Source organism: Candidatus Giovannonibacteria bacterium (genome assembly GCA_016432405.1).
In the GTDB taxonomy this organism is placed as follows: domain Bacteria; phylum Patescibacteriota; class Minisyncoccia; order UBA11713; family 2-01-FULL-45-33; genus MFHE01.
The window spans coordinates 463,516-488,907 of sequence record CP066687.1 but is presented as its reverse complement, the minus strand read 5'-3'; the positions used below and the strand labels follow the sequence as shown (position 1 = coordinate 488,907).

Here is a 25,392-nt window from a genome sequence, read left to right as displayed (position 1 = left end):
GCAAGTCGTTAGATTGATTATTCTAGCGCGTAATCTCTAATGTCATTTACTTCCGTTATTTCCATGTCTCGCAACCAGCCCGCCAAACTTTTTTGATATTCTTTCGTGCCGCCAAAGAATTTAAGCAAAAGATTTCTGTTTGTCACAGAGGGGAAGTTTTTCTTGCCGATATAATCCATATGACTGCTCCAGCGGTAAGAGTCTAAAAAGTGTAGTGCAGCTTTTGGGTTTTTGAGTTCTCGCGCTCGCCAACTCGGATGTTTTAAATCCAGTGGATTGCAATGGATGTAATAGGGGATATACATAAAATGCGCTTCGTCTTTTATTACAACAGATTTATACCTTCCTTCAAAAAGCGTTCCTTGGCGTTCGTATTTTTGATTAAAGTATTTTGCGTAGCCCATATTTAACTTTTTCATAAACCTAGAAATACCGTCTTTGACGCAAGCTGTTAGCAAAAGATGATAGTGATTTGGCATAAGACAAAACGCATGGATATCCACAAGTAGCTTGCGCGGTTTATGTTCAATATTACGACTTGCGATGTCATTAGATTTGTTGAAGCTATAGTGAGTTGTGTTTACTCGGTCTTGATCGTTAAATTCAAAAAGATCATGAATAAAACGAAAGTGATCTTGTTGGTCAAGAAAAATCTTTCTTTTATCCACGCCGCGATTTAGTGTATGTGTTAGTTCCATGTATTTTTAGCTTATACTACGACATCGCAAGTCGTCAAATTGTTATTAACGACTTGCGATGTCGTTAATTGAGACCTTGTGTTGGTTTGCGCAGGACTTTTATTTTTTTGTTTGTTTATGTGCTAAGATTCTTTTATGCTTAAAAATAAAGACGGCAAAATAGTTTTGTCCCCGTCGGCGCTGAATCTTTTTTTGGAGTGCGCGAAATGCTTTTGGCTTGAGAAGAACCGCGGGATTCATCGGCCCTCGGGTGCCTTTCCGTCTTTGCCCGGAGGAATGGACGCTGTGCTTAAAAAATATTTTGATAAATTCCGCGCAAAAGGTTTGCTCCCGCCGGAGATTGAGGGAAAAGTGGAGGGTAAGCTTTTAGACGACCCGAAATTTTTGCGCGAATGGCGGCTCAACATGAAAGGAATTAGATGGCGCGATGAAAAATTGTACGCGGAGCTGATGGGCGCGCTGGATGATTGTTTGGTTTCCGGCGATTATTATATCCCTGTGGATTATAAAACCAGAGGTTGGGCCGCCAAAGAAGATTCACACACCTATTATCAAAACCAGCTGAACTGCTACGTTTTTTTGCTTCAAAAAAATGGATACAAGACAAAAAATTTCGCGTATTTGCTTTTTTATTCGCCAAAAGAGGTTTTGAGTAACTTGGCGGCTAAGCCGCCAAGTGGCGGTTTCACCGCCGTGTTGTTCAATGTTGAGCCGAGGAAAGTTGAAGTGAACCCCGAAGCCGCCTACGAAGTTTTCAAAGCGGCTTTGAAAACTTTGCGCGGCCCGCAACCTGCCTCGCACAGCGATTGCAAATTTTGCAGTTGGGGAAATGACTACTTGAACTGGGAATAATATAGGTGTATACTCTTCTTATTGTCTTTAGTAGGGAAGGTCTGCCTACAGAGCAAGTTTATTAGGTTAGTTTAATTTAGATGGCAAAAAAGCTATACGTAGGGAGTCTTTCCTACAACACCACCGACGAAAGCATGAAGCAGGCTTTTGAACAAGCCGGTTCCGTCACTTCAGCCAGCGTGGTCATGGACCGCATGACCGGCAGGAGCAGGGGATTCGGCTTCGTGGAAATGGCTTCCGATGAGGAAGCCGAGAAGGCCATTGAGATGTGGAACGGCAAAGAGCTGGACGGCAGAAGGGTGACGGTGAATGAAGCCCGCCCGATGACCGAGCGCCCGCCGCGCGAATCTCGGGGAGGCGGTTTCCGCAGCAGATACTAATTATTTGGTGTCTCATAATTAACCAAGCCCCGCTTAGCGGGGCTTGGTTTTTTGTGTTATTATAAAATCATGTGGAAACAATGGACATCGGGCATATTAGGGCTTCTGATTATGCTTTTGCCTTATTTGAGTTTTCCTTGGGGGGCGCATAAAATAACGCTGTTTATTTTGGGCGTAGGGGTGGCGGTCCTTTCCTTTTGGTCGGCATCGGAAAAAGAGGAAAAGCAGTTATAATTTATTTTGTGGAAAAAGCGGACTATTTAATTTTAGGCGGCGGGATTGCCGGAACCGCCGCCGCGGAAGCTTTGCGCGAAGCGGACCAGCACGCCAAGATAGTCATTTTGGAGGATGAGCCGCATGTTTTATATTCGCGCGTCATGATTCCCAAATACATCAAGGGGCTTGTCCCGCGCGAAAATCTTTTTTTGAGAAAAATCGGCGACTATGAAAAACGCGCGCTGGATTTTTATCCTTCCACACGGGCGGTAAAAATAGATTTCGCGCGCAAAGAGGTGAAGGCGGAGACGGGCTTGGCAGTTTCTTATAAAAGGATTCTGATCGCCTCCGGCGGGCGGCCTCGGCCCCTGCCGGAGCCGTTTTTGTCGGCTGCGGCGTCCGCCAAAATTTTAAGAATGCATACCTTGAAAGACGCGGATTTGATAAAAAAGGAATTGGAAAGCGGCGCGCATCAAAGCGCGCTGGTCGCCGGCGAGAGTTTCATCGCGCTTGAGTTTATAGAAATTTTGAGCTTGGCCGGCGTCCGCGTCCATATTGCGGCGAAAGGAGACATTTGGGGCGAAGAGAGATTCGGAAAAGCGTGCGGCGAGCTTCTGGAGGAAAATTTTAAAAAGCATGGAATTATAATACACAAAAATATAGAGGACTTTCTTTTTAAAACCTCTCTGGCGTGCTTGGGAATAGGCCTTTCCCGCGACTTGAGTATTTTCCCGGGCCTGGAAGTGGGCAGGGGCGTACTTGCGGACGAGTTTTTAAAGACCTCTGACAAGGATGCTTTCGCGGCGGGGGACATAGCGGAGTTTTTTGACGTTGTTTTGGGTAAAAAAAGAATCGTCGGCAATTGGACAAACGCTTTTTTGCAGGGCAAAACCGCGGCTTTGAATATGGCAGGCGGCGGCAAGATTTTCCGGGCCGTGCCCGCTTACAACATATCCAATTTGGGCCTGCGACTCTCCGCTTTGGGCGACACGGAGGACTTTGATGAAGAAAAAATAATTCCCGGAGACAATAATTGCGCACGGCTTCTCTTCAGCGCGGGCAAGCTGGCCGGCGCTACCTTAATCAACCGGTTTAATGATAAAATAATATTGTCGGAGCTCATAGAAAAAGGCGCGAATCGAGATGAAACGTCAAAAATATTTTCATAAACTGGCGCTTGGCCGCTCCGACGCGGCTCTCGCGGTGATTGGAGTGGCGCTTGTGGCGACGGCGTTGTGGTCTTTTGTGAGAACTTATGGGGCGGGGGACGGGAGCGCGTTTCAAACAACTCCGGCCGTCATCTCCGAGCCAGAAAAACCAAGACACGTAAAAACTCCCGAACCGGTGAAGGCAATTTATATGACCAGCTGGGTTGCGGGCACCAAAGATTGGCGCGGAGAGCTTGTTGAGTTCGTGAAAAAATCCGAACTTAATAGCATCGTGATTGACATTAAAGATTACACCGGCAGAATTTCTTTTAACACCGGGAACCAAAAAATACAGGAAGTTGGCTCGGAGGAAATGCGCGTAGGAGACATGAAGAATTTTATTGAGCAATTGCACGACGCCGGCATTTACGTCATCGCCCGCATTACCGTGTTTCAGGACCCGTTTTACACAAAAAAACATCCGGAGATCGCCGTGCAGAAAAAAAACGGCCTGCTTTGGAAAGACAAAAAGGGGCTTTCATATCTTGACCCGGCCGCGCGCGAGTTTTGGGACTATATAATAGAAGTGGCAAGGGCATCGGAGGCGGCGGGGTTTGACGAGCTTAATTTTGACTATATTAGATTCCCATCGGACGGCAACATGTCCGACATAATGTTTCCAATAGCGGGCAAAAGAAATAAAGTTGAAGTCCTTTCAGAATTTTTTGCCTATTTAAATAGCGCGCTAAGCGATTTGCCTGTCCCAATCTCCGCCGACGTTTTCGGAATGGTTGCCACCAATCCGGACGATCTTAATATCGGGCAGGTTTTGGAAAACATTGCCCCGCATTTTGATTATGTTTCTCCTATGGTTTATCCGTCGCATTACCCGCCGGGGTTCCAAAATTACAAAAATCCTGCGGCGCATCCTTACGAGGTTGTGCGCTTTTCAATGAACAAGGCGGTGGAGCGGTTGATCGCCGCAAGTTCCACGCCTTCCAAGCTCCGCCCCTGGATTCAGGATTTTGACTTGGGTGCCACTTACGACGCCTCGAAAGTCCGCGCACAGATTCAAGCTGTTTACGACTCCGGCTTGACGTCTTGGATGAGCTGGGACGCGGGGAATAAATACACAAAAGATGCTTATCTACTTGACCGAAACTAAGTTTCGGACAACATGGGATAGATATACACAGGAAACCTATAATTCTTTTATGATATAATGCTCTTATGCGCAAGGTCTTGGCTTTAAGCTTTTTCTTGGTTTTTTTGCCTTTTTTAGCTTCCGCTGAAAGCTGTTTTGACTATTATAAATTCCAGTCAGTGGAGATTGATTTGCACGGCGAAAAGCAGATATATAAAGCTGGCGAGGGCGCAAAATTCATAGGCTCTCTCACAAATAAAAACAGCCACCCGTTAGTGGGCGGGTCTTTGATTTTGAGAGTCAGCAAGCTTGACCCGCGCTCCATGGTCGGAAACGACATTATTGACGAATGGGTCGCGAAAGAAAACATTAATCTTCTGGCGGGGGAGAGGCAATTCGTGAATATTCCCTACCAGCTTCAATCCGGCTTTCCTGCCGGGACTTACGTTCTGACCTCGTATTTTCTTACTCAAAATAAATTTAACATCTCCGGCCTTTCTTTTACTGACGATATTTACGGAGGATACACGACTTTCACGCTGGAAGGAAGCGGCGAGAAATCTATAAGATTTGATCGCACGGGCGTCAAAGTGGATGGCAAGAACTACCGCATTTTCGGATTTTTGCCGATGGTGTTTCCTGATGATACTCAAACTCTTAAAGTCGGCGTTCCTTTAAAAAATGAGACCGGCAAAAACCTTAGCGCCTCCGTTTTCTACTCGCTTTATGCTTGGGACGCAGCGTCCAGAGAAAACCTGATTAAATCTTGGAGCGAAAAAGTTGATTTGGGCGCCGGCGCGTCAAAAATTCTGCCAGCCGATCTTGATGTTGTCGGCCGGCCGGTTTACTTTTTGAAAATAAAAGCTCAAGCGGGCGATAAGCAGAGCGAGATTCACATCCGCTTTGTGAAAGAGGGCTTTAGACCGCGATTGAATGATGTAGGAATAACGCAGTTCCCGCTTGCATCAGGCAATAAGGCCGCTATTTTTGCCTGCTACCATAACACTACTGATGGGGTTGGAGGTGGGAAGTTGGAGGTGGGGCTTAAAACTCCGAGTGGCAGAACCATAACCGAAGCCAAATACGAAGGCCAAATTACAGGAGCTATAGATGTTTTAGCCAAAGATGTCAGAAATTCAGCTTTTGACAAATTGACGCTTTCGGCCAAGCTTTACGACGACAAAAATAATTTAGTGGACGCCGTAGAAATCTTATACGACTGCTCCGCGTTCAGCGAACCACTTTGTTTAAAATCAAAAATTAACTGGTATCTTTTGAGCGCGGGCATTTTGATTGCCGCGGCCGCCTTGTATTTCCTGCTTAAACATTTTAGAAATAAAGACATTCAGCCAACGCCATGAATTTAATTCGCGAACATCATCATACTTTTCTTGTAACCCTGTTTTTAATCGGCGCGCTTTTGATTGTAGGTTCTTTTGAGGCAAGAGTGCCAGACTCCGCGGTCGCCGCGACGACTCCGGGGCAGCAGTCAAGCTCCGAGGGCTTTGGCTTTGAAAACGACCGCACTTGCGGCGGCGTGTGCGCTGGGCATATCAACACTCTTGCCAATGTGGTTTACACGGGGGAAGTAAGAAAAGCCGGTGGTTCGTTGCTTGCCTCCGGAGACGTTTTGAAGCCGGGGGACAGATTGAACGTTACCCTTACACTGCTCGGCAGCTACAATGTTTTGGGAAGCTATGGCGATTCTCCGCCCGCGGTGTGGGCGAATACGGTTGACCCTTCGCAGGTTTCTGACAGATATGGTTCTTCCGCGCACACAGATGCCCAAACTCTTTGCGGCGGCCCGGATGGCAGGGCTTACCAAACCCGCATTGGCAGATACTGGAATTGTTACGTGGTTGGAATTCAGCGTCCCCAGGTTTCTATTTCTGCTTCGGGGCTTTCCTGCGACCCTTTTGCCGTGAAAAGCGAGGTTTTGGGCACGGGTATAAGGGAGCTTACGACTAAATGCACGGTGACCACTGCTGGTCCTGCGGCAACACTCGGCATAAATATCGGCGCGGCGCCTTTTGCGGCTTTTGGCGGAAATTACTTCTATTTTCGGCTTAGCAGCGGAACGACGCCCCCACCTTCTTATTCCGGGCCGGCTTGCAATGTGAGAAGCTATGAAGACTCCGAGTCTGGCTACACAGTCTATAACTGGTGCGATCCAAGTGAACAAACTTGCAATGCTTCTTGCGAGCGTGATAATGAGGGCGACTTCGTAAATTGCACGAATCAATGCGGCGCCTCTATTTCTTTAACTGCTTCTCCGGCTTCGGTTCCCAACGGTGGCTCGGCCACTTTGCAGTGGAGTACCCAAAGGGTTTCAAGCTGCACGGCCTCCGGCGCCTGGAGCGGCTCGCGCCCGACTTCTGGCTCCGAACCAACCGGCGCTCTTTATAATCAAGCCAAGCTCTACACCCTTACTTGTTCCGGAGAGGGCGGGGAGGCGAGAGAATCTGTTGCCGTGGTTACTAATACTTTCCCTCCGTTTTCCTCTCAAACTTTTTCCTGGAACATTGATGTTGCTCCGGAAGTTATTCCTGCGCCCACTCTCACCTTCACCGAAAATCCGTCTACTATTGTTCAGGGCCAATCGTCCACTTTTTCCTGGAGTTCTCAAAATACAACGAGTTGTTCTGCTTCGGGCGGTTGGTCGGGTTCCAAAGCCATTTCCGGTTCTGAAAATGTTTCACCATCTTCTACCACCATTTACACCCTGACTTGTTCAGGGCCCGGGGGCAGCGTTTCCGCGAGCGTTAATCTTACCGTAATTCCCATACTTTCGGCTTCCTGCTCCGTTTCGCCGACTTCCATCACCACTGGCCAGAGCGCGACGTGGTCAGCGGCTCCAACCGGAGGCACCGGCTCTTACTCTTACTCCTGGTCTGGCACGGATGATCTCACCGGCAGCACAAAAGACGTCACTAAAACTTACCAAACCACGGGAACAAAATCGGCTTCGGTCAAAGTTACGTCCGGCACACAGGAGAAAACCGTCTCTTGCTCTAATACAGTTTCTGTTGGGTTTGCAAATCAATCCCCGGTGGCGGATGCTAAAATTTCCGCAGCCAATTCCAATTTCACAGATTCAATCACGGTAATAAAGGGAGTGCCGACTGCCATTTACCTTTCCGCTTCCGGCAGCTCCGACCCAAATGGATGGACGGACGCCGCAAACGGAGTATCCAACGGCGGCAAATGCGAATGGAATGCTGACCTTGAACAAACATCGCCAACTTTTGAGCAAACAATCAATAATCCATCTTCGCCTTCCGCCTGCAATGTTTCTTTAGGAACGAAAACCTTTAACGACGCCCCCGGCACTTACACTTACCAGGTTTTGCGAATAACTGACCGCCAAAATGCCCAGTCTAACATAGACACTGTTTCGGTGACGGTTCTGGCTCCCGAAGGATTTTCTTGCAACGGCCAAAATCAGTGCGTCTTTGGCGGAGGCGGAACAAGCTGTTTAACTAACGCCGGTTGTCCCGGAGGAGGCGGCGGAGGTGGATGTATTGGCAACTGCGGCGGCGGAGGAGGCGGAGGTGGCGGCGGAGGCGGTTGCACAAATCCTGTATCTTGCCCTTCGGCGACTAATCCCAGCGCTTCAGGACTGAGTTCGGATATCAGTTTCTTCTGCCCGTCTAATCAGGTTCAGACAAGCTGGAGTTATTCAGACCCTAACAACAATCCACAGGCGTCTTTCCGGCTCCAGCTGGATGACAATCCAAGTTTCAATTCAATGCTGATTGATGTCTATAAAGATGCTTCTGATAAACTCTACATCACTCCCGCCAACGTTCTCGCTTTCGGCACAAAATATTATTTCAGGGTTGCGGTAAAAGATTCAACCGGTGCTTGGTCCGACTGGTCTTCTTCGGCGAACTTCACGACTCCGGCAAACTGCTTGGTGCCTGATTTCTCGCTCAATTCTTCCAATAATGTCATCGTCAACGTAACCGGCGTCGGCACCGGAAGCAGCAACACAAGTAAAATAACCGTCACGCCTTTCGACCAATTTGGTCAGCTGGTTACTCTTTCATTTAACTCCGTTTCCCCGTCGATTCCCAGCGACGTTTACATTTTTAATCCCACAACTTTGCCTTCCAATCAATACTCTTCCGGCTCGACGTTTAAAGTAATCGTCCCCGGCACGACCGCTCCGGGGAATTACATAGTAACTATCAAAGGCGAAGGCGGAGGACTTATCCGCACGGTCAACGTTAACCTTAAAGTAAATTCTACAAGCCCCGAGTTTAGAGAGATATAGATGGACCAAAAAGTTTTAATTCCTGGAGCGATTATTTTAGCCGGCGTGATAGTCGCCGGGGCGGTTTTGTATTCTAACCTCCCCAAAAATCCCCTCCTTGGTAAGGAGGGGAAAGGGGAGGTGATTAAAGATGGCGCAGACGCCTTAAAAATCCAAAAAGACGATTTTGTTTTGGGAAACCCCGCCGCGAAAGTCGCCATTATTGAATACGGGGATTTCCAGTGCCCGTTTTGCGGAAGATTTTTTCAAACCGCGGAGCAGGAAATTAAAGACAAATATGTTAAAACCGGGAAAGCTGTGTTTTCATGGCGCGATTTCGCGTTTTTGGGAGAAGAATCGTTCCGGGCGGCCGAGGCGGCCCGCTGCGCCGGGGATGAGGGGAAGTTTTGGGAATATCACGACCATCTCTTTAACAGCCAGCGGGGGGAAAACGAGGGAGCGTTTTCCGACCAAAATTTGAAACGTTTCGCGGAAGAGCTGAAATTGGACAAAACAAAATTTAATTCCTGCTTTGATTCGGGGAAGTACCGCAAAGCAGTTGAGGAAACGTCAAATACGGGCAGAGCGGTTGGAGTGAACGGCACTCCGGCAACTTTCGTAAACGGGCAGTTGATTTCCGGAGCCCAGCCGTTCCCGGTTTTTCAAAAAATTATTGATGAAGAGCTCAAAAAATAATTTTGTTGTTTGGCCAGTAATTATTTTGATTCTGGCCGCGGCCGGATATTTTGTTTTTAACTATTTTTCAAAATTGGTTTCCATTCCGGAAATTGGCGAAGCATTTCCGATAGAAGGCGCGGCGCACGTGGCGGAGGGAACAAAAGTTGAATATCGCACAAACCCGCCGTCTTCCGGCGCTCATTACGCCAAATCGGCTCGTTGGGGAGTTTATGATAATGCGCTTTCGGATGGAAATTTAGTGCATAATTTAGAACACGGCGGAGTATGGATTTCTTACAGGCCGTCAATTTCAGCGGACGAAATAAAAAAGCTTAAAGATTTGGTGCGGAGTTACAAAAGCAAAGTGATTTTAACGCCCAGAGAAAAAAACGATTCTTCCATAGCGCTTGTGAGTTGGGGGAGAATTCATAAAATTGATTCTTTTAACGGAGAGATAATTAAAAATTTTATATTAAAATATAAAAACACCGGACCGGAATTGGTGCCGGATTAGCCATAAGCCATAATGTTTTATGCTGTATGACACAATAATCATCGGCGGGGGACCTGCCGGAGCGGCGGCGGCGGTGTATTCCGCCAGAAAAAAACTTAAAACGCTTTTAATTACCGATTCTTTCGGCGGGCAATCGCTTGTTTCCAGCGATATCCAAAACTGGATAGGCGAGCCGCATATTTCCGGATTTGACCTCGCGCAAAAACTTGAAGCGCACGTGCGCGCTTTTCCGGACGCCGTTGAGATAAAGACGCCGGAGAGAGCAACTGCGATTCGCAGTATCAAGTGCGATGAAGATAGAATTTGCGATTTTGAGGTCAAGACCGGCCAAAATAATGTTTATGAGGCAAGAACGCTTATCTTAACAATCGGCGCAAGAAGAAAAAAACTCGGAGTGCCCGGAGAAAAGAAATTTGAAGGCAAAGGCGTGGCTTATTGCTCAACCTGCGACGCGCCGCTTTTTTCCGGCAAAAAAGTCGCGGTTGTGGGCGGCGGCAACGCCGGACTGGAAGCGGTAGTTGACCTTTTTCCTTATGCTTCTGAAATTTATTTAATCCACCGCGGAGACGCTTTAAAAGGGGACCCGGCGGAGCAGGAAGAAATCAAGAAAAATCCGAAACTTAAAGAGATAATCTTAAACGCGGAAACATTGGAAATTTTAGGGAACGGGTTTGTAACGGGGATTAAATACAAAAATACAAAAACTGGAGAAGAAAAAGCGCTGAGCGTTGAAGGGGTTTTCGTAGAAATCGGCTCACGGCCAAATTCAGAGATAGTAAAAGATTTGGTGGAGTTTGACCAGTGGGGGCAGATAAAAATTGACCCGCGGCACGGCTCAACCTCGCACCCGGGAATTTTCGCGGCTGGAGATGTCACCGACGACCCTTACAAGCAAAACAATATTTCGGTGGGCGACGCCGTAAAAGCCGCTCTCGCCGCATATAATTATTTACTTAAACGCGAAAAACAACCCCCCGCTGCTGGTTAATCCACTTGGCAACCGGGTTGCCAAGTGCTAAATTTTACTCATGCGGAAAATCCGTTTTGCTACCGGGGAATTTTACCACATTTATAATCGCGGAGTGGATAAACGCTCTGTGTTTTTGGACTCTCATGATTTCGAGCGTTTTTTGCAAAGCATGCGTGAATTTAATAGCCAAAAGCCAATAGGCAGTTTATTTGAAAATTCTTTTCGCGATAAAACTAAACTTGGCAACCGAGTTGCCAAGTTGGTCGATGTTGTTAGTTACTGTTTAAATAACAATCATTATCATTTAATGCTTAGGCAGCGTATTGAAAATGGCATAAGCGGATTTATGCACAGATTGGGTACTGGTTATACTCAATCTTTCAATATTAAATACAAAAGAAGTGGCAGTCTTTTCCAGGGAAAATTTAAAGCGCTCCATATCCATTCTAATGAATATTTTTTGCATTTAAGCGCTTACATAAATTTAAATAATAAAGTCCATCGCATAAAAGGCGAGTCATTTAGATCGAGTTGGAAAGAATATGTCGATGACAAAGACGATGTGTGTTTTAAATCAATCATATTGGAGCAGTTCAATAAGCCAAGCGAATATAAGGAATTTGCAGAAAGTTCTCTACAGGATATTTTAGGGCGTAAGAAAATATATGAAGAAATGAAAGAAATGTTGCTAGAATAGCCACTTGGCAACCCGGTTGCCAAGTGGCAAAACATTTGATGCTAATTTTTGGCAAAAAAAGAAAGCCTCCTTTATTTAGGCGGCTTTAAGGGAAATCGAACTTGGCTTAGTAAACTTTCCAGCCCATACGGACTGCGAATTTTCCGAAAGATTCGTTTGCTTTTCGACTCTTTCTATAGCAACGATACATGAAGGGCAAGGGCAGAAGAGCAAATAACCAAATCAATAACAAAGGCCAAAAGTCGATTAAAAACTCCATTTTTGTATCCCTCCTAAGCGCAGTTTAGTAATTAGTATAGAGTTTGTCAAGCTCTTAATCTTGACTCCAAAAGTTAGCAGAGTATATTTCACTTAATTTATTTAACGCGCTATAATTACAAATATGGCTAAAATCGCGATAAATGGGTTTGGGAGGATTGGCAGGTCGTTTTTCCGGGCGGCTTACGATGCCCGTCCGCCAGCTGGCGGATTGGATATTATTGCGGTAAACGACTTGGCGGATGAAAAAACTCTCCATTATCTTCTTAAATACGATTCTGTTTACGGAAGATATTTAAAGGAGCCGCAAGGCGTCCAATTTTTGGCGGAGAAAGACCCGGCGAAATTGCCTTGGGGAAAATTGGGTATAGATATTGTTGTGGAATCTTCCGGTCTTTTTGCGGATGGCGAAAAGGCCAAGGCGCATTTGGATGCCGGAGCAAAACGCGTGGTCATTACCGCGCCGGCAACGGGAGATGTGGTTACCGCGCTGGTTGGCGTAAACGACGATTTATTTAAAAACAACAAACACCCTCTCACTTGCAATGCTTCCTGCACCACAAATTCCGTCGCGCCGGTTCTTAAAATTTTGCTGGAAAATTTTGGAATTAAAAGGGCGGTGATGACAACTATCCACGGATATACTGCCACGCAAAAGCTGGTGGACGGGCCGGACGCGAAAGACCCGAGGCGCGGTCGCGCTGCCGCGTTAAATATTGTTCCTTCCACAACCGGAGCGGCGGAAGCCGTGATTCAATCCATCCCGGAGCTTGAAGGAAAATTCCAGGCGGAATCTCTCCGCGTGCCGGTGATTACCGGCTCAATTAGCGTGACCACGGCATTGGTTGAGAAAAAAACTACGCGCGAGGCAGTAAACGAGCTTTTCAAAAAAGAAGCGGCGAAACCCCGCTGGGCGCATGTTTTAAAAGTTACGGAAGACCAGATTGTAGTCACCGACATCGTCGGCGAGCCCTACGGCGCGATTATTGATTTATCTTTGACCCAAGTTTTAGGCGGCCCCGATGATTCTGTCGGGGCAGGCGACCTTGTAAAAGTTTTCTCGTGGTACGACAATGAATCCGGCTACACGGCGACTTTGGTGGAGCATGTGAGGAGAGTGGCGGAGAATTTATGAAAATCTATATCGGGGCGGATCATGCGGGGTATGAGATGAAAGAGATGCTAAAAAAATATCTCGCGGGTTTGGGGCATGATGTTGAAGACAATGGAGCGTTTAAATATGAGCCGGAGGATGATTATCCGGATTTCGTTCGCCCAGTGGCAGAAGCTGTGGCGAACGACCCCGAGCATAGTCGAGGGGTTGTCATCGGCAGTTCCGGCCAAGGCGAGGCGATGGCGGCTAACCGAGTAACAGGCGCGCGCGCGGCGGTATATTACGGAGGGACTCTAGAAATCGTGGAATTATCGCGCAAACACAATAACGCCAATATTTTGTCATTGGGCGCGCGGTTTATTGACGATGAAATTGCCAAAAAAGCGGTGAAGCTATGGTTAGAGACCGATTTTGAAGGTGGACGGCATGAACGCAGAATTGCTAAACTAGATTCTTAAAAGCAAATGCAGCCTCTTCGCTTTCCTCGCAGCTCCGACGCCAAGCCGTCGGAGCTCTCGGGGTTGCCTGCTGGCAAAACCCGCTCAAAGGCTCATTTGCTTTTATGTTATACTGAAAACATGCTCGAAATTATCCCGTCAATCAACGTTTCCGATTTTGAGGAGTTAAAAAAGCGGATAAAAAAAGTTGAACCATATGTAAAATGGGCGCATTTGGACGTGTCGGACGGAGTTTTTACAAAACACGTCAGCTGGCATGAGCCGAAAGATTTGGTGGGGCTTAAAACCAAACTAAAACTGGAGGTTCATTTGATGATTGACCGGCCGGAAAGAACAATTGATGGATGGCTGGTGAAGCCGGTCTCTAGTGTTATTTTTCACCAAGAAGCGACTAAGGAGCACGCGTTATTGATAGATAAAATTCACGAAGCTAAAAAAGAGGCCGGGATTGCTATAAAACCCGACACGCCGTGGCTTAAGCTGTTTCCTTACTTAGGAAAAGTTGAGGTTTTGCAATTGCTTGCTGTGCCCCCCGGCCCCTCGGGGCAAGAGTTTAGCGAAGAAATTCTCCACAAAATAGGGCATATCCGCTCGCTTTGCAAAAAGTGTATAATAGAAGTTGACGGCGGGGTGAACAAGCGCGTCGCCGCGCGGCTGATAAAAGAAGGTGCGAATCTGCTCGTCGCCGGCAAAGCAATTTTTGAGTCAAAAAATATTAAAAAAGCAATCGCAGAACTAGAAAATGTTTCATCTGCACGAAGAAAAAATTAAATTTTTGGAGGAGAAGGCGAATGCTGTGAGGCAGTCGATTATTGAGATGCTTTTGGAAGCTGGGAGCGGGCATACGGCCGGTACCTTGGGGATGGCGGATGTTTTTACCGCGTTTTATTTTCATATTTTAAACCACGACCCGAAAAATCCATTTTGGGAGGAAAGAGACCACCTGATTTTATCCAATGGGCACATCTGCCCGGTGCACTATGCTGCGATGGCGCACGCCGGGTATTTTCCGATATCAGAACTCAAAACTTTAAGAAAATTCGGTACGCGTCTTCAGGGGCACCCGCACCGCGGCTCTTTGCCCGGGATTGAAATAACCTCGGGGCCGCTTGGCAGCGGTCTTTCGCAGGCGGTCGGCATGGCGATCGGGTTTAAAATGGATGGAAAGAAAAATCAAGTTTATTGCCTGATGTCGGACGGCGAGCAGGAAGCGGGAAACACATGGGAGGCCGCAATGCTTGCCGGCAAGTTAAAGCTGGACAATTTGACCGCCTTAATTGACCGCAACAACATTCAGATTGACGGGATGACCGAGGATATTATGCCTTTAGAGCCCCTCAAAGAAAAATATGAAGCTTTCAACTGGCATGTTTTGGAAATCAACGGCCACGATTTTGAAGAAATCGTAAACGCTGTGGAGGAAGCCAAAGCAATCTATGAAAAGCCAACGGTTATAATTTCGCACAATATTCCCGGAAAGGGGATTAAAGAAATTGAGTTTGATTACAAATGGCACGGCATTCCGCCAAATAAAGAGCAGGCCGCGAAATTTTTAGCGGAGCTCCGCACGCTGGGCGGTAAAATAAAAAGCGAGCACCAATAATATGCCGATAAATCCGAAAGTAAAATTAGTACTGAACATTCTGGAGTTCAAAACAATTGAACAGGCGCCGACGAGAAAGGGTTACGGCGAGGGGCTTTTGGCTGCCGGCGAGGCGAATGAAAAAGTTGTCGCGCTCTGCGCCGACCTCACCGAATCAACGCAGATGCATCTGTTCGCAAAGAAATTTCCGCAAAGGTTTATTGAGATGGGGGTTGCCGAGCAGAATATGGCAACCGTTGCGGCGGGGCTCGCGAATTACGGCAAGATTCCATTTATTTCTTCTTACGCGATGTTTTCTCCGGGGAGAAACTGGGAGCAGATCCGGACAACGATTTGCTACAATGATGTTCCTGTGAAAATTGCCGGATCGCATGCCGGGGTTTCCGTGGGGCCGGACGGCGCGACGCATCAGGCGATTGAAGACATCGCTCTTATGCGGCCGATTCCGAATATGACCGTAATCAATCCGTGCGATGTGCACGAGGCCAGAAAAGCAACGATGGCGGCAGTCGACATAAATGGGCCGGTTTATCTCCGTTTCGCACGTGAAAAGACGCCCGTGTTTACTACAATAGAGTCGCCCTTTGAAGTGGGACGAGCCGAAGTGCTCTTTGGCTCTAGTGAGAAGTTGGACGTGAGCATAGTTGCTTGTGGTCCTTTGGTGTATAACGCGATTTTAGCCGCGGCGGATTTGGAAAAAGAAGGGCTGAAAATCCGCGTGATAAATAATCACACAATTAAACCGATGGATGAAAAAACTATTATTCAGGCCGCCAGAGACGCGGGCGCGGTGGTGACGGTTGAAGAACATCAGGTTCAGGGAGGAATGGGTTCGGCGGTGGCGGAAGTTTTGGCGAAAAATTGTCCGGTGCCGATGGAATTTATCGGAGTGCAGAACCGCTTCGGAGAATCTGGCGCGCCAAACGAACTTGTGGAAGCATTTGGCATGGGCGTTTCGCACATCAAAGAGGCGGTTAAAAGGGTTTTAAAAAGAAAAAAATAAAATGAAGCAGTATGATTTTATCGCGATAGGGGATTCCACGACCGACGCGTTTATTAAATTGAAAGACGCGTCGGTGCATTGCAATATTAACAAGGAAAAGTGCGAGATCTGTTTGCGATTCAAGGACAAAATTCCTTACGAAGAAGTTTATGTCGTGCCTGCTGTTGGTAATGCCGCGAACGCATCGGTTGCCGCTTCGCGCTTGGGGCTTCAAAGCGCGCTGATTTCCAATGTTGGTGACGATTACTTTGGCCAGGAAGCCCTGGACGCTCTTAAAAAAGAAAATGTCGGGACGGAATTTGTTATAGCTCACCCGGGCAAAAAAACTAATTATCACTACGTGCTTTGGTACGAAGACGACCGCACTCTTTTAATCAAGCACCAAGAATACGATTATAAACTGCCGTATTTTAACGACCCCAAGTGGGTTTATTTTTCCTCAATGGCTGAAAATTCTCTTCCGTTTCACGAAGTTTTTGAAAGATATATGAACGAGCACCCGAAGGTAAAACTAGCTTTCCAGCCGGGAACTTTCCAGATGAAATTCGGAAGAAAAAAATTGGTGGGCATTTACAAACGGACGGAAGTTTTTGTCTGCAATAAAGAAGAGGCGCAGAGAATTTTAGAGTCAAACGAGAAAGACGTGAAAAAATTAATGAAGAATCTGGCGGATTTGGGCCCGAAAATCGTCGTGGTTACGGATGGCCCGGCGGGCGCTTGCGCTTACGATGGCGCATCCGCTTGGTTTATGCCTCCTTACCCAGACCCCAAGCCGCCCTTTGAGCGGACGGGGGCGGGCGATGCTTTTTCTTCCACTTTTATCGTCGCGCTTTGCCTTGGCCTTCGCGTTGAAGAAGCACTCCGTTGGGCGCCGATAAATTCCATGTCGGTTGTGCAGTATGTCGGCGCGCGCGAAGGGTTGCTCACCCGCTATAAATTGGAAAAATATTTATCAGAAGCCCCGGCTGACTATATTCCTAAGTTGATATGAATCTGAATGATTATTTAAATAAAGCGCTGAAAGAAGGTTGGGCGACGGGGCATTTTAACGCGTCGGAGTCCGACCAATTCCGGGCAATCTGCGAAGCAGCACTCGAAATATCGAAATATCGAAATATCGAAATTCCTGCAATAATCGGAACATCTGAAGGCGAGGCAAAACATCTGGGTTATTTTGAGGCGGTTGCTTTGCGCGATGCCTTTAGAAAAGAGCTTGGCACTCCGGTTTTTTTAAATTCCGACCATCATAAAAGCGTGGAGGCCGCAAAAAAAGCGGTGGATGCCGGGTACGATTCAATCCACATTGATTTATCCGCGGAGCCGTATGAAGAGAATGTTGCCGGCACCAAAGAAATTGTTGAGTACGCGAAAAATTCCGCCATAGGCGGATCCGCCTCGGGTGGAAAAAATTTCCAGATAAGCGTTGAGGGCGAGCTGGGGTATTTGAGAGGGGAGTCAAAAATACAGAAAGAAAAAATAACGGTCAAGCCGGAAGATTTAACCAATCCGGACACGGCTAAGAACTTTATTTCGCGCACCGGCGTGAACCGGCTAGCCATTGCCGTCGGCAATATACACGGGCTTTCTCTGGGGGAGCCGACTCTAGATATTGAAAGAATAAAAAAAATAAGGGAAGCAGTGCCGAAAAATGTCGCGCTGGTGTTGCATGGGGGGTCTGGAATACCGGATGAACAGATTAAGGCGGCGATCGGAGCGGGCATCGCGAATATCCACATAAACACAGATATCCGCGTGGCTTATACGATGGCCTTACGCGAAGAATTTTCCAAAAATCCCGATGAAGTCGCGCCATACAAATTTGACTCTTCCGCCAGAGAAGCCGTCAAAAAAATCGTAAAAGAAAAACTTATTTTATTCTGCGCAGAAGATCGAATATAAAAATTATCTATAAGCTATGATAAGTTGTCAATAGTGCACTGAATTTGTACGATCGGAGGATTTCAGTGTATCATAAAATTGCATGAGAAAAAGGATAATCTATGAGCCAACTTTATCTGATGCCGCGCTTTTAATACTCGGCGGGGTAAGTAAAATTTTTATTGAATCATTTTGGCCGCATCCTTATTATCATACTTTTTGCGAACACGCCAATAAACGTTCTTTCCGCAATGCCATTGATCGCCTAAGAAGTCGTGATTTAATAGTTGGCGAAAGACAGAAAGGCGGGCGAGTAGCGTTTTCTCTTACGAAGAGGGGTCAAAAATTAGCAGATAGGATTTTTCTCAAACTAAAACTGGCTAAAGCGAAGAAGTGGGACGGCAAATGGCGGCTCTTAATTTTTGATATTCCGGAGCGTATCCGCGCGCGTCGGGATTTTTTCAGAAAAGAATTGCAAGATTTTGGATTTTACCAGCTTCAAAAAAGCGTTTGGGCGTATCCATATCCTTTGCCCAAAGACTTCTTTGATTTGTGGAGCGATTTTAATCTGGATAACCATTTAGTAGCGATAGAGTCCGCGAAAATTACTGAAGACGAAAATTTACGTAATTTTTTTAGTCTTTAATATACATACACTGTTTTCTCACGATCGGAAGAAAACGATGTATCGCTGTTTTATCGTGTTATAAATTTCTAAATAAAATAAAAAAACTGCCGGGAGGATCGCTATTCTCCTCGGCAGCGTGGACGCGTTTAGCGCTTAATCAGCTTATCTAGGCATCTGATGTATTCAAGGCCCTTTGAGATACCGTCCGCTATGCGGTGGGTATTATGGGAAATGTGCGGACTTTTACTTAGTTCTAGCGCTTTTTGGGCTTCTTGATAAAGCTTCTCGCAGTTTTCTTGCGCGGCGTAAGCTCGCCTACCGGTCAAAGTAATTCCGGTCCAAATGGCTCCAAAAACCACTCCAAAAACCACAAGAATAGAAACCGGAACTAGCAAAAAACGCAAGCTCTTTTTCATTTTTATCACCTCCTTTCCAGCTACAATACTAGCAAAATAAAGCATAATTTGTCAAGAGGTGAAGCGGTTTTGAATTTGATACAATAAACTTATGCCTAAAATATTTGTGACCAGAAAAATTCCGGAGGCGGGGATAAGTAAGCTAAAAAGCGCCGGATATGAGGTGGAGGTAAATCCGGAAGACAGAGCGCTTACTAAGGACGAGCTAATTAAGCAAGTTAAGCGAGTTAAGCCGGACGCGGTTTTGGCTTTACTTACCGATAAATTGGACGCCGATGTTTTTGAGGCGGCAAAAGAAAGCGTTAAAATTTTTGCCAATATGGCTGTGGGTTTTGATAATGTTGATTTGGAAGCCGCCAAAAAAGCGGGGATTATGATTTCAAATACGCCGGGCGTGCTTACTGACACCGTGGCCGAACACACTTTCGCTTTGATGCTTGCCATTGCTCACCGCATTGCCGAGGCCGATAGATTTGTCCGCGCGGGAAAATACCACGGTTGGGAGCCGATGATGCTTTTGGGGGCGGATGTTTCTAAAAAAACGCTCGGGATTTTGGGTCTCGGTAGAATTGGTTCCAGAGTGGCGCACCATGCCGTTCGCGGTTTTGACATGAAAGTTGTTTATTACGACGTGAAGCGAAACGAGAATTTTGAAAAAGAGTTCAACGCCCAGTTTCGGGCGAGCGCGGAGGAAGTTTTAAAAGAAGCGGATTTCGTTTCCGTCCATGTCCCTCTTTTGCCGATGACACATCATTTGATTAACGCGGAGAGTTTGAAGATTATGAAACCCACAGCGTATCTGATTAACACTTCCCGCGGGCCAGTAATTGATGAAAAAGCTTTAGCGGAAGCTTTGAAAAATAATATTATAAAAGGCGCCGCACTTGACGTCTTTGAAAATGAGCCGGTGATTGAACCCGAGCTTTTAAAATTGGAAAATATTATTTTGACTCCCCACATCGCTTCCGCCACGGAAGCAACGCGCGATAAGATGGCGGAGTTGGCTGCCGAAAATATCATCGCGGCGCTTTCCGGCAAAGAACCGCCTAATATTGTAAAATAGCGCGTTTCGGGGTAATATTGAGTTTATGCAGTCAATAACTGCCGAAAAGCGGGATATTTTGGGTAAAAAAGTAAAAATCTTGCGCAGCAAGGGCTTTTTGCCTGCCGTGGTTTATAGCGGCGGCAAGGCGGCGGAGCCGATTTCGGTAAAAGAGTCGGATTTCAACAGGACTTGGAGGTTTGCCGGAGAATCCACCGTTATTGAGCTGGTTTTAGGCGGGCATAAAAGAAACGTGCTGATACACGACGTTGCCATTGACCCTTTAAAAGATACGCCCGTTCACGCTGATTTTTACGCGGTGGATATGCACAAAAAAATCCGTGTTGACGTGCCTTTGGAGTTCGTCGGAGAGTCGGAGGCTGTGAAAGCCGGGGGAGTTTTGGTTAAAGTCTTGCACTCTCTTAAAATCGAGGCCTTGCCGAATGACCTGCCTCACTCAATCTCCGTTGACATATCCGCCATCAAAACCATAGGGAATTCCATTTTAATAAGCGATTTAAAAATTCCGGCAGCGGTTTCTTTGTTGGATAGCCGGTCTGAGACGGTTGCCGTGGTTGAAGCCCCGAGGGCAGAGGAAGAGCCAAAGGCGGCTGAAACCGCCGCAGAGCCGTCTTTGGAGTCCATTGAAGTTTTGAGCAAGAAGCCCAAAGCCGAAGCCGAAGAAGGCGTGGCGGGCAAAGCCGCTCCAAAAAATGAGTAATCTGATAAATTTAATAAGCGTTTTTTTGCTTGCCGCGTCTTTGGCCAACGCCCAGGTTGATCCCGTTAGAGGCATCGCCTCTAACGGGATTGACCCAGCGCTGGTTAATTCGCGCCGCGCGGAGCTGGAAACGCAGCTCCGCGAGTACGAAACGCAGATAGACCAATATCAAGGATTGATTCAGGCCAAACAGGCGGAAGCGGATTCGCTGAAGCGGGAGATAGACATTTTGAACGCCGAAATATCCAAAGCCAAACTGGAAATCAAAGCCAGAACTTTAAACATCCAAAAATTAATCGGAGATATAAACCAAAAATCAAAAAATATTGAAGAGCTGGTCGCCGAGATAAACGCGTCCCGGCAGTCGCTTACGGAATTTTTGCGCAAGGTCAGGCAAAACGATAATTTTTCCGCCTTGGAGCTCGCCTTGATTTACGACAACGTATCGGAATTCTTCGGGGAATTGCAGTCAATTAACAATCTGCAGGCGTCTTTGCAGCAGGCCTTCGCGAAATTCAGCAGTTTAAAAATAGAAGAGGAAAAAGTCAGAGACGAGCTGGAAGAACAGAAGCGGGAAGAGTTGGAACTGCGGGCTTTGCAGGAATTGCAGAAAAAGGCCTTGGAGAAAAACGAAAAAGAAAAACAAAAATTGCTCAAAGACACCAAGGGGAAAGAATCCGAATACCAAAAAGTCCTCAAAGACAAGCAAAAAAACGCGGCAAGCATCCGGAGCCAGCTTTTCCTTTTGGTCGGGTCGCCGTCCATCCCGTTTGAAAAGGCCTTGGAATACGCCGATTTGGCCGAGAAAGCTACGGGCGTGCGGCCGGCGTTTCTTCTGGGGCTGATTACAGAAGAATCAAATCTTGGGCAAAACGTCGGCAAGGGAAACTGGAGAATAGATTTATCGCACGCGAGGTGCGCCAAGCAAAGAGAGGCGTTTTTACAGATAACTTCGGAACTTGGCTTGGACCCCGACCTTATGCCGGTTTCAAAAAAAGCGTGGTACGGATATTGCGGAGGAGCGATGGGTCCGGCGCAGTTTATCCCAACGACTTGGCAGCTTTATAAAAACGCCGTTGCCAGGCGCACCGGAAATAATCCGCCCTCGCCATGGGAACCAAAAGACGCGTTTATGGCCGCGGCTTTGCTTCTAAAAGACAACGGCGCCAAAGCGGGAAATTACAACGCTGAGTGGACAGCCGCTATGAAATACCTGGCCGGGAGCAATTGGAATAAAAAGGCCTACCGCTTCTATGGCGACGACGTCATGGCCATTGCCAAAAAATACCAGGAGCAGATTGATTTGCTCCAAGAGCTAGCGCAAAGATAGATAAAATTAATTCGATATAACATTTCTGACCGATCGGTCGATTTTGTTATAGAACTAAAAATAAAAACCACCGCGGTTTAAGCAGTGGTGGGCACTTTGCGTAGTAAAGCCTCAAGCTCGTCAAAAATTATCGTTTTGGCGACGCAGGTATCGGGGTTGGTGTAGATTATCAACCCCCCACTTTTTATCTGCGCAACGGTGCTTTTTAACACCCCAAGCGCGTGGTTGATTACCTCGCCTTTATCTTTTAGACCAAGTTCGTCACCTAGCTTTTCTAGGGCTAAAAGCCCATCTTCGGAAAAGACAAACTTGCGTTCTATCAACGACTGATTATTTCGTCAACAATTATGTCAAGGTTTCCTGCCATAATATTTTGGATATTGTACCAGGATTTTTTGATGCGGTGGTCGGTGACGCGGTCCTGCAGAAATATCAGGAGCAGATTGATCTTCTCCAGCAATTCGCCCAGCGTTAGCGCCCCTTGCAAAATTTCTAAATATCCTAAATAATGAACGGGATTTGATCTTAAGAAAGGAGAATCCCATGAAAGTGGCTGTTTGGGTTTTTTGCTTGCTGGCGCTAATGGTGGGGGATGATTCTATAGCACAAAGCGAGGCACCGAGGACATTGCCTGGTTCCGTGGCAGATACTTTATTACAGAGAGACGCAACACGGATTTTAATCTTGGCAGATATGGCGGCTTACTCAAGCTGCCGCCAAGAAAGAGTAATCCTTTGGGCTGATGTCATTGAACCGCCCAAGGGCAAACGTTTCCCAGGTGGTGGCTTGCGTACAGGCGGGTGGACCGAGCGCTGGCAATTGTGGCGCTGTGGGAAGATGGTCCCTTATCTGGTGAAGTTCATGACAGATGGGAAAGGAGGGACCTTCATAAAAGTTAGTGTAATAGTAGAAAAATGATTTTTGCGCCAGTTTCATAATTTATGAGGGCTTCCCCCGGCATATCTAGGAGGCCCTCTTTTTTGTTGTTGACATTTTGGGGTGAGTTTGCTATCATATGGCCAATATGAGTTTTAGTCAAAAAAGCCTTTATTTCCCGTATTTCCCAGCGATTTTAATCATTATGCTCGCGGTTTTTGTTGTGCCTGCCGAAGCCGCGTTTTTCGACTTAGTGATGAAAGAATTTACCCTGCCCTCCGGACTGAAGGTAACGGCTCCGCAGTCCATTGAATCCGCGGCTTTCAGGCCGCCGGAGCCGAAACCGCTCAAAGATGTTTTGCGCAACAAAACCGGAAAGGACGAGCCAGCAAGCGGCAGCTTTATGGTTGCTCTTCCTTATGCTGGTTTCGGCGGAGGTGGTGGCGGGGGAGGTGGAGGAGGTGGAGGAAATGCCAAGAGCGAGGAAACTCCCCGTCCGAAAGCTTTTATAAAAGTTTTGACTCCGAATGGCGGTGAGAAGTTGAAGGGCGGCGAAACTTATACTATCAAATGGGAATCCGAGCAAGTTCCGCAGGTTTATATAAAACTTCGCAAGGGTGACGATACTTATGCTGGACCGGAAGGGATGATTTCTGATGTAATTAAAAACGAAGGTTTTTTTGAGTGGAAAATTCCAGATACGCTTCCGGCCGGCAAGGATTATTCAATCCGGGTTGTAGATAAAGATGCTCCTCAAAATGATGTCTTCGATGACAGCGACAGCATTTTTTATATCCTACCTTCCTCTTTTATTACCCTTTCTTATCCCGTCGGCGGGGAAACTTGGACATTGGGCGAGAAACAAACTTTTCAATGGGAGGACAGCGGCGACCTTGTAACCTATGGGATAGAAATTTCTGGCTATGTAGGCGACGCACAAACCGTCAGCGTCTGGTCAATTTCGCCAGAACTTCCCAAAGGCACAAATTCTTTTGAATGGGTAGTTGGCTCCACGCTCGCTTGTGTTCGGGAGAATTGTCCACAAGATTTAACAGAAGGCAACTATGTAATTGATGTATTTGGTTATAGAGCCGTTGATCTTGAGAGTAAACCTTGGCGAGTCGATGACCATGCAAGAATAGACATTGTGAAAACCGTTCCTCCTTCCGTTCCTGTTGAACCTCTTGAACCCCCCAAGGGATATCCTTATTTAACAATTCTCTCACCGAATGGCGGTGAGAATCTAGTATCGGGCGAATCTTATACCATTAAATGGGTTTCTTCTGATGTTCCCGCTTCTGCCAATTTGAACATTTGGCTTTTGGATGAGCCGACCAGATTCGGACAAATTATTTTTCAAAACATCCCGAATAGCGGTTTTGTTGACTGGAAAGTCGCGCCGCTTGCTGAATTAATCGATAAAAATGGCCAATCTTTACCCCCCTCTGGTAATTACGTTATATTTGTTGAGTGCGCTGATTATTCCTGCACTGTGGATGACAGCGATGCGCCGTTTAGTATCATTGACGCTTTGCCTGCTGAACCTATGGTTCCTGTTGAAACTTCCCCAACGCCTTAACGATCGGGTCTAAATCGCCGTCCAGAATACGCTCTATATTGTGCCAGGATTTTTTAAGGCGGTGGTCGGTGACGCGGTCCTGCAGAAAATTGTAGGTGCGGATTTTTTCGCTTCTGTCGGCAGTGCCGATTTGCTCTTTTCTTTCCTTACGGAGCATCTCTTCTTCTTTTCTCAATTTTTCATCCAAAAGTTTGGCGCGAAGAATCTCCATAGCGCGCTCGCGGTTTGCCTGCTGGGACCGTTCCGTCCGCGAGGATATTATAATTCCGGTCGGCTTGTGAAGCAGGCGCACCGCCGTTTCCACCTTATTCACATTCTGCCCGCCCGGCCCTCCGGCCCTTGAAAAACTCACTTCCAATTCTGACTCTTTTATTTCTATTTCTTTTTCTTCCGCCGCAGGTAAAACGGCCACGGAAGCGGTTGAGGTATGGATTCTGCCGGATTTCTCCGTAGCCGGCACGCGCTGGATTCTATGCACGCCGGATTCGTGGCGCAGTGCGCTGTAAACGTCTTTGCCTTTTATCTCGGCGACCGCTTCTTTGTGCCCGCCCAAATCATTTTTTGACTCGTCCAAAACGGAAAAGCACCAGCCCTGTTTTTGGGCATAATTTTTATACATGTTTAAAAGGTCGGACGCAAAAAGTGCGGCTTCGTCTCCGCCGACGCCGGCACGAATTTCCAAAATCGCTTTGTTTCTCTCTTTACCGTCTTCGCCGGTTGCCAGACCCAGCATGCCTTTCAGTTTTTCTTCAATATCTTTTTTTCCGGCCTCGTCCGCTTTTTCGTATTCGTCAACCATGACTTTCAGTTTTGAGAGCTCTCCGAACTTCACCACTTTATCTTTGGTCCACTTAAAGCTTTCGGCGACATCCATCTCCAAGGCATCGTATTCTCGAAGGGCTTCATCGAGTTTTTTTTGCAGTTCGAAGTCCAT

General features: G+C 47.0%; 29 protein-coding genes. 24 read left to right on the top strand and 5 right to left on the bottom strand.

Annotated features, from left to right (window positions below):
- Positions 1–17 precede the first annotated feature (17 nt).
- Positions 18–698, bottom strand: coding sequence for a transposase (locus HYW15_02965; GenBank protein QQG42445.1), 681 nt, complete (start codon positions 696–698; stop codon positions 18–20).
- Between the two features lie 135 nt (positions 699–833).
- On the opposite strand from HYW15_02965, the gene HYW15_02960 reads away from it, so the two are divergent.
- The 19 genes from HYW15_02960 (at position 834) to HYW15_02870 (ending at position 18,512) form a co-directional block, all read left to right on the top strand.
- A complete protein-coding gene (locus tag HYW15_02960; GenBank protein QQG42444.1) occupies positions 834–1,550 on the top strand; it encodes a PD-(D/E)XK nuclease family protein in 717 nt (238 codons plus the stop codon).
- A gap of 80 nt (positions 1,551–1,630) precedes the next feature.
- Positions 1,631–1,930 (top strand): RNA-binding protein, encoded by a 300-nt coding sequence (locus tag HYW15_02955; GenBank protein QQG42443.1) that lies wholly within the window; start codon positions 1,631–1,633, stop codon positions 1,928–1,930.
- Positions 1,931–1,999: 69 nt separating this feature from the next.
- Positions 2,000–2,164 carry a hypothetical protein gene (locus HYW15_02950; GenBank protein QQG42442.1) on the top strand — a complete coding sequence of 55 codons (165 nt, stop codon included), beginning with the start codon at positions 2,000–2,002 and terminating at the stop codon, positions 2,162–2,164.
- An 8-nt stretch (positions 2,165–2,172) separates the two neighbouring features.
- Positions 2,173–3,315, top strand: coding sequence for an FAD-dependent oxidoreductase (locus tag HYW15_02945; protein QQG42441.1), 1,143 nt, complete (start codon positions 2,173–2,175; stop codon positions 3,313–3,315).
- Positions 3,290–4,459, top strand: a complete 1,170-nt coding sequence (locus HYW15_02940) for a putative glycoside hydrolase (protein QQG42440.1) — start codon at positions 3,290–3,292, stop codon at positions 4,457–4,459. Before HYW15_02945 ends, HYW15_02940 begins: the two co-directional genes overlap by 26 nt.
- Before the next feature lie 65 nt (positions 4,460–4,524).
- Positions 4,525–5,799 (top strand): hypothetical protein, encoded by a 1,275-nt coding sequence (locus tag HYW15_02935; GenBank protein QQG42439.1) that lies wholly within the window; start codon positions 4,525–4,527, stop codon positions 5,797–5,799.
- Positions 5,796–8,714 (top strand): hypothetical protein, encoded by a 2,919-nt coding sequence (locus HYW15_02930; protein ID QQG42438.1) that lies wholly within the window; start codon positions 5,796–5,798, stop codon positions 8,712–8,714. Before HYW15_02935 ends, HYW15_02930 begins: the two co-directional genes overlap by 4 nt.
- Positions 8,715–9,389: a DsbA family protein gene (locus HYW15_02925; protein QQG42437.1), complete on the top strand. Its 675-nt coding sequence runs from the start codon at positions 8,715–8,717 to the stop codon at positions 9,387–9,389. It begins immediately after the preceding gene.
- The gene (locus HYW15_02920; GenBank protein QQG42436.1) at positions 9,370–9,885 is read left to right on the top strand and encodes a DUF3105 domain-containing protein; all 516 of its coding nucleotides are present in this window, start codon (positions 9,370–9,372) and stop codon (positions 9,883–9,885) included. The genes HYW15_02925 and HYW15_02920 overlap by 20 nt, the downstream gene beginning before the upstream one ends.
- Before the next feature lie 19 nt (positions 9,886–9,904).
- Positions 9,905–10,873: an FAD-dependent oxidoreductase gene (locus HYW15_02915; GenBank protein QQG42435.1), complete on the top strand. Its 969-nt coding sequence runs from the start codon at positions 9,905–9,907 to the stop codon at positions 10,871–10,873.
- A gap of 40 nt (positions 10,874–10,913) precedes the next feature.
- A complete protein-coding gene (locus tag HYW15_02910; GenBank protein QQG42434.1) occupies positions 10,914–11,552 on the top strand; it encodes a transposase in 639 nt (212 codons plus the stop codon).
- 382 nt (positions 11,553–11,934) lie between these two features.
- Positions 11,935–12,945, top strand: coding sequence for a type I glyceraldehyde-3-phosphate dehydrogenase (locus HYW15_02905; GenBank protein ID QQG42433.1), 1,011 nt, complete (start codon positions 11,935–11,937; stop codon positions 12,943–12,945).
- Positions 12,942–13,382: an RpiB/LacA/LacB family sugar-phosphate isomerase gene (locus tag HYW15_02900; GenBank protein ID QQG42432.1), complete on the top strand. Its 441-nt coding sequence runs from the start codon at positions 12,942–12,944 to the stop codon at positions 13,380–13,382. The genes HYW15_02905 and HYW15_02900 overlap by 4 nt, the downstream gene beginning before the upstream one ends.
- Positions 13,383–13,502: 120 nt before the next feature.
- The gene (locus HYW15_02895) at positions 13,503–14,153 is read left to right on the top strand and encodes a hypothetical protein (GenBank protein QQG42431.1); all 651 of its coding nucleotides are present in this window, start codon (positions 13,503–13,505) and stop codon (positions 14,151–14,153) included.
- Positions 14,125–14,985 (top strand): transketolase, encoded by an 861-nt coding sequence (locus HYW15_02890; GenBank protein QQG42430.1) that lies wholly within the window; start codon positions 14,125–14,127, stop codon positions 14,983–14,985. The genes HYW15_02895 and HYW15_02890 overlap by 29 nt, the downstream gene beginning before the upstream one ends.
- A gap of 1 nt (position 14,986) precedes the next feature.
- Positions 14,987–15,988 (top strand): transketolase family protein, encoded by a 1,002-nt coding sequence (locus HYW15_02885; protein QQG42429.1) that lies wholly within the window; start codon positions 14,987–14,989, stop codon positions 15,986–15,988.
- Position 15,989: 1 nt separating this feature from the next.
- Positions 15,990–16,979: a carbohydrate kinase family protein gene (locus tag HYW15_02880; GenBank protein QQG42428.1), complete on the top strand. Its 990-nt coding sequence runs from the start codon at positions 15,990–15,992 to the stop codon at positions 16,977–16,979.
- The gene (locus HYW15_02875; protein ID QQG42427.1) at positions 16,976–17,887 is read left to right on the top strand and encodes a class II fructose-bisphosphate aldolase; all 912 of its coding nucleotides are present in this window, start codon (positions 16,976–16,978) and stop codon (positions 17,885–17,887) included. Before HYW15_02880 ends, HYW15_02875 begins: the two co-directional genes overlap by 4 nt.
- Before the next feature lie 82 nt (positions 17,888–17,969).
- Positions 17,970–18,512 carry a hypothetical protein gene (locus HYW15_02870; protein QQG42426.1) on the top strand — a complete coding sequence of 181 codons (543 nt, stop codon included), beginning with the start codon at positions 17,970–17,972 and terminating at the stop codon, positions 18,510–18,512.
- 128 nt (positions 18,513–18,640) lie between these two features.
- On the opposite strand, the gene HYW15_02865 is transcribed toward HYW15_02870, so the two are convergent.
- Positions 18,641–18,910, bottom strand: coding sequence for a hypothetical protein (locus HYW15_02865; protein QQG42425.1), 270 nt, complete (start codon positions 18,908–18,910; stop codon positions 18,641–18,643).
- A 91-nt stretch (positions 18,911–19,001) separates the two neighbouring features.
- On the opposite strand from HYW15_02865, the gene HYW15_02860 reads away from it, so the two are divergent.
- Genes HYW15_02860 through HYW15_02850 form a run of 3 tightly spaced genes read left to right on the top strand, consistent with a single transcriptional unit; the run spans position 19,002 to position 22,003 of the window.
- A complete protein-coding gene (locus HYW15_02860) occupies positions 19,002–19,973 on the top strand; it encodes a D-glycerate dehydrogenase (GenBank protein QQG42424.1) in 972 nt (323 codons plus the stop codon).
- Positions 19,974–19,998: 25 nt separating this feature from the next.
- On the top strand, positions 19,999–20,673 hold the full coding sequence (locus HYW15_02855; protein QQG42423.1) for a 50S ribosomal protein L25: 675 nt from the start codon (positions 19,999–20,001) through the stop codon (positions 20,671–20,673).
- A complete protein-coding gene (locus tag HYW15_02850) occupies positions 20,666–22,003 on the top strand; it encodes a lytic murein transglycosylase (protein ID QQG42422.1) in 1,338 nt (445 codons plus the stop codon). Before HYW15_02855 ends, HYW15_02850 begins: the two co-directional genes overlap by 8 nt.
- A 77-nt stretch (positions 22,004–22,080) precedes the next feature.
- On the opposite strand, the gene HYW15_02845 is transcribed toward HYW15_02850, so the two are convergent.
- The gene (locus HYW15_02845) at positions 22,081–22,326 is read right to left on the bottom strand and encodes a hypothetical protein (GenBank protein QQG42421.1); all 246 of its coding nucleotides are present in this window, start codon (positions 22,324–22,326) and stop codon (positions 22,081–22,083) included.
- On the bottom strand, positions 22,323–22,490 hold the full coding sequence (locus tag HYW15_02840) for a hypothetical protein (protein ID QQG42420.1): 168 nt from the start codon (positions 22,488–22,490) through the stop codon (positions 22,323–22,325). Before HYW15_02840 ends, HYW15_02845 begins: the two co-directional genes overlap by 4 nt.
- A gap of 56 nt (positions 22,491–22,546) precedes the next feature.
- On the opposite strand from HYW15_02840, the gene HYW15_02835 reads away from it, so the two are divergent.
- Together HYW15_02835 and HYW15_02830 are read left to right on the top strand one after the other, a co-directional pair.
- The gene (locus HYW15_02835) at positions 22,547–22,921 is read left to right on the top strand and encodes a hypothetical protein (GenBank protein QQG42419.1); all 375 of its coding nucleotides are present in this window, start codon (positions 22,547–22,549) and stop codon (positions 22,919–22,921) included.
- Between the two features lie 97 nt (positions 22,922–23,018).
- Complete coding sequence (locus HYW15_02830) at positions 23,019–24,458, top strand: GPI anchored serine-threonine rich family protein (GenBank protein QQG42418.1); 1,440 nt, start codon at positions 23,019–23,021, stop codon at positions 24,456–24,458.
- Here the strand turns inward: HYW15_02830 and HYW15_02825 are convergent.
- On the bottom strand, positions 24,424–25,392 hold the full coding sequence (locus HYW15_02825; protein ID QQG42417.1) for a PCRF domain-containing protein: 969 nt from the start codon (positions 25,390–25,392) through the stop codon (positions 24,424–24,426). The two genes, HYW15_02830 and HYW15_02825, sit on opposite strands and share 35 nt — an antisense overlap.